Source organism: Streptomyces sp. 5-10, from assembly GCF_014712245.1.
Taxonomy (GTDB): Bacteria; Actinomycetota; Actinomycetes; order Streptomycetales; family Streptomycetaceae; genus Streptomyces; species Streptomyces violaceusniger.
In genome coordinates this window covers 1-5,017 of sequence record NZ_JACVYG010000141.1, presented here as the reverse complement: position 1 = coordinate 5,017, position 5,017 = coordinate 1, and the positions used below count along the sequence as shown (strand labels likewise).

Sequence of the window (5,017 nt, the reverse complement as noted above, 5' to 3'; positions counted from 1 at the left end):
GCGATTTCGTCGATTTGGGGGCTGTGGGAGGCGTAGTCCACGTCGATGAGTCGGGCGCGGTGGCCTGTTTGTTCGCATGCGGTGACGGTGTGGGCGACTTGGTCGGGTGGTCCGGAGACGACGACGGATCCGGGTCCGTTGACGGCGGCGATGCTGACGTTGTGGGCTGGTTGGCCGAGTTTGGTGAGGAGTTCTTCGGTGTGGTGTTGGCTGAGGGTGAGGGAGGCCATGGCGCCGTGTCCGGCGAGGCGTCGGAGGGCGTGGGCGCGGAGGGCGACGATGCGGGCGCCTTCGTCGAGGGAGAGGGCTCCGGCGACGCAGGCGGCGGCGATTTCGCCTTGGCTGTGGCCGACGACGGCGGTGGGGGTGACGCCGTGGTGGTCCCATACGGCGGCGAGGGAGACCATGACGGCCCACAGGACGGGCTGGACGACGTCGACGCGGGCGAGGTCGGCGGCGCCCACGCCGCCGCGCAGGACCTCGGTCAGGGACCAGTTCACGTGTGGGGTGAGGGCTTGTTCGCATTCGGCTACGCGGGTGGCGAAGACGGGGGAGGTGTCCAGCAGTCCGGCCCCCATGCCGAGCCATTGGGAGCCTTGGCCGGGGAAGACCAGGACCGGTCCCATGCCCCCGGCTCCCATGCCGCTCATGGTGGTTGGCTCGATGACGGTGGGGTGGGTGTCGCCGGTGGCCAGGGCGTTGAGTCCGGCCAGGAGTTCGTCGCGGTGTGCGCCGACGATGACGGCGCGGTGGTCGAAGACGGACCGGGTGGTGATGAGCGACCAGCCGACGTCCGCCGGGGAGGGTTGGGGGTCGGTGGCCACGCGTTCGGCCAGGGCCCGTGCCTGACCGCGCAACGCCTCCGTGCCACGCCCGGACACCACCCACGGCACCACACCACCCGCCGACACACCGTCGCTGTCGCCGTCGGTCGGCACCGTCGCGACGGATGGCGTCCCGGCGGGGGCGGGTGCCTGCTCCAGGATGAGATGGGCATTCGTACCGGAGATCCCGAACGCGGACACACCGGCCCGGCGCGGACGCTCCCCACGCGGCCACGCAACCGGCTCGGTCAGCAACCGCACCGCACCCGACGCCCAATCGGCGTGCGGCGTCGGCTCGTCGATGTGCAGCGAGGCGGGCAGCAGCTCATGCCGCATCGCCATCACCATCTTGATCACACTGGCCGCACCGGCGGCGGCCTGGGTGTGCCCCAGGTTGGACTTGNATCGCCATCACCATCTTGATCACACTGGCCGCACCGGCGGCGGCCTGGGTGTGCCCCAGGTTGGACTTGATCGAGCCCAGCCACAGCGGCCGGTCCTCCGGCCTGCCCTGGCCGTACGTGGCCAGCAGCGCCTGGGCCTCGATCGGATCGCCGAGGGTGGTCCCGGTGCCGTGTCCTTCGACCGCGTCCACCTCGGCGGTGGACAGCTGCGCGTTGGCCAGGGCCTGCCGGATCACCCGCTGCTGCGAGGGCCCGTTCGGCGCCGTAAGGCCATTGCTGGCTCCGTCCTGGTTGACCGCGGAACCCCGGATCACCCCGAGGACACGGCGGTTGCGGCGCTGCGCCTCACACAGGCGCTCCAGGACGATCAACCCGGCGCCCTCGCCCCACCCGGTGCCGTCGGCGGCCGCCGCGAACGGCTTGCAGCGGCCGTCCGGGGCCATGCCGCGCTGACGGGAGAACTCGATGAACGCGCCGGGCGTCGCCATCACGGCCACGCCACCGGCCAGGGCCAGATCGCATTCGCCGTTGCGCAGCGCCTGACACGCCAGGTGGATGGCGACCAGCGACGAGGAACACGCGGTGTCCACCGTGACCGCGGGCCCCTCGAGGCCGAGCGAGTACGCCACCCGCCCGGACACCACACTGCCGAGGTTCCCGGGGCCGACGTAGCCCTCCACCTCGCTCGTGATGTCGCCGATGACCGACAGATAGTCATGCGAACCCACCCCGGCGAACACCCCGGTGTTGCTGCCGTCCAGCGACGCCTGGTTGAGCCCGGCGCGTTCGAACGCCTCCCACGCGGTCTCCAGCAGCAGCCGCTGCTGGGGGTCCATGGCCTGGGCCTCGCGGGGGCTGATGTCGAAGAAGGCCGCGTCGAACGCGGTCGCGTCATAACAGAATCCACCCTGGTCCACATAGGACTTCCCATAGCTTTCGGGATCCGGGTCGAACAGCTCCTCAACGCCCCAGCCCCGGTCCGTGGGAAAGCCGGAGACGGCGTCCTCGCCGTCCCGCACCAGCCGCCACAGCTCCTCCGGCGACCGCACCCCACCCGGATAGCGGCAGGCCATGCCCACGATCGCGATGGGCTCCGGCTCGGCGGACTCGGCCTCCCGCAGACGCTCACGGGTCTGGCGCAACTCGGCCGTGACCCACTTGAGGTGGTCGAGCAGCTTCTCTTCGTTCGACATCTAGCGGAGGCTCCTTGGCGCGTCGCGGAGGATGGGGGTCATCGGGCTCACGACTTTCCGAACTCGTCGGACTTTCCGAACTCATCGGAGATGAGGTCGAAAATGTCTTCTGCCGTCGCCGTCTCGAGCTCGCTGTGGGCCGCGGAACGCTCCGTTTCCCGTTCCGTGTCGTTCCACTTGGCCAGCAGCAGCCGCAGTCGCCCGGTGATCCGGCGACGGGCCGCCTCGTCCACCGCCGAGGGCTCCGAGACCGCGTCCCACCGGTCGAGCTCCGACAGCAGATGTCCCTCGGAGGTCAGCTGCCCCTCGACGAGCCGCTCGCGCAGATAGTCGGCCAGCTCCTTGGGGGTGGGGTGGTCGAAGACCAGGGTGGGCGGAAGGTCGAGACCGGTGGCGGCGGAGAGCCGATGCCCGAATTCGACGGCCGTGAGGGAGTCGAACCCCAGCTCCTGGAACGGCTGGGCGGGTGGGACGGCATCGATGGTGGGATGGCCGAGGATCGCGGCGGCGTGTGTCTGGATGTGATGGAGCAGGAGCTGGTGCTGCTGGGCGGGGGAGCCGGTGGCCAGCTGCCGTTGAAGCGAACCGCTCATGGCGGCGGTGGCATCCGGGGTGGCTTCGGCGCCCGGCGACGCGGTGGCGGCCAGGTCGGACAGCAGCGGGCTGGGCCGCTGCGCGGTGAAACCGGCCGGGAACCTCTCCCAGTCGATGTCCGCGATGGCGATCGTGGTGTCGCCGTGGTCGAGGGAGTGCTGGAGCGAGGCGATGGCGAGATCGGTGTCCAGGGGACGCATCCCGCGCCGGCGGTAGTAGTCGATGACGGCCTCGTCGGCGGCCATGCCCGCATCGCTCCACGGCGCCCAGGCGAGGCTGGTGGCGGGCAGGCCCCTGGCCCGGCTGTGCTCGGCGAGGGCGTCGAGATAGGCGTTGGCGGCGGCGTACGAGGGCTGTCGGCTACCGCCCCACGCGGCCGCGCCGGACGAGAAGAGCACGAAGGCGCTGAGGTCGAGATCCTTGGTGAGCTCATGGAGATGGGTGGCCGCCAGTGCCTTGGGCCGCAGCACCGCCTCGATCCCCGGAAGGTCGAGTTCGGCGAGCGGGGTGTTCTCCGCGAGCCCGGCGGCGTGGACGACGGCGGTGAGGGGGTGCTCAGCGGGAATGGTGCCGAGGAGGTGCTGGAGCGCGGCGCGGTCGGATACATCGCAGGCGGTGATGGTGACGGCCGCGCCCAACGCGGTGAGCTCTTCGGTGAGTTGAGCGGCCCCGGGGGCGTCGGGTCCTGAGCGGCTGACGAGGTGGAGATGGGGTGCGCCCCGGCGGGCGAGCCAGCGGGCCACATGGGCGCCGAGACCGCCGGTGCCGCCGGTGATCAGAGTTGTACCGGTGGGGCGCCACGCGGAGGGCGCGGTGTCCGGGCAGGCGGCGGCGCGCTCCAGTCGGCGGGCCAGCGCGGTGGCGCGGATCGCCACCTGGTCCTCGGGCCTGCCGGGCGCCAGTACGGCGGCGATACGGGCGGGGGTGCGGGCGTCCACGTCGGCCGGGAGGTCGATGAGACCGCCCCAGAGGTGGGGATGTTCCAGCGCCGCGACCCGGCCCATACCCCAGACCTGGGCCTGGTGCGGGTGGGGGAGCGGATCGGTGGCGGTGGCGGCCACCGCACCCTGGGTGACGCACCACAGGGGCGCGATGAGCGGCGTCTGGCTCAGGGCCTGGACAACGGCGGCTGTCGCGGCCAGCCCTGCGGGGACGGCCGGATGGTCGGGGTGGGGCGTCTGGTCGAGTGCGAGCAGACTCAGAATGCCCTCGGGTGTGCTGCCGTCGGGCAGATGCGAGAGCAGTGGGGCGAGGGCGTCGCGTCGGGCGTCCGCGCCATCGAGCGAGAGGACTTCATGGGCCGCGCCATGGGCGTCCAGCGCCTGAACGGTGGCGTGGACGGCCGGGTGCTCCTCCAGCCCGGAGGGGACGAGCAGCAGCCAGGTCCCGCTGAGCGTCGGCGCGGTGGCGGAGTCCGGCAGCTGCTTCCATGCGATGCGATAGCGCCAGGAGTCGATGGTGGACCGCTCGCGGTGCCGGCGTCGCCAGGTCGACAGGACGGGGAGCGCGGGCAGCAGGGCATCGACGCCGGGGCTGTCCTTGTCCAGCTGGAGTGTGCTGGTGAGGGCGTCGACGTCGAGCTCCTCGATGGCGTCCCAAAGCCTCGCCTCGGCCGGGTGGTGGCCGTTGACACGACCGTCGGCGCGCGGAGCGGGCGGGGCGAGCCAGTAGTGCTGGTGTTGGAAGGCGTAGGTGGGGAGGTCGATGGTGCGGGGGGTGGGGGTGGTGGGGTACCAGCTGGTCCAGTCGATGGTGGTGCCGTTGGTGTGGAGTTGGGCGAGGGTGTGGGTGAGGGCGTGTGTGTCGGGTCGTTTGTGGGTGAGGGTGGAGGTGATGAGGGGTGCTGGTCGGTCGGTGGGGTTTTCGGTGGTGTGGTGGTGGAGGGTGTGGTGGGTTGCGGTGGTGAGGATGGGGTCGGGGCCGAGTTCGAGGTAGGTGGTGGTGTGGGGTGTGGTGTGGGTGATGGCGGGGTGGAAGTGGACGGGTTGGCGGATGTGTTGGG

General features: G+C 71.3%; 1 protein-coding gene and 1 pseudogene. Both read right to left on the bottom strand.

From position 1 onward, the window contains the following. Positions 1-2,421: pseudogene (locus tag IEJ02_RS47355) on the bottom strand (type I polyketide synthase); the annotation flags it as partial. Between the two features lie 47 nt (positions 2,422-2,468). Next, a partial coding sequence (locus tag IEJ02_RS50180; protein ID WP_191070440.1) for an SDR family NAD(P)-dependent oxidoreductase occupies positions 2,469-5,017 on the bottom strand: 2,549 nt, incomplete at its 5' end.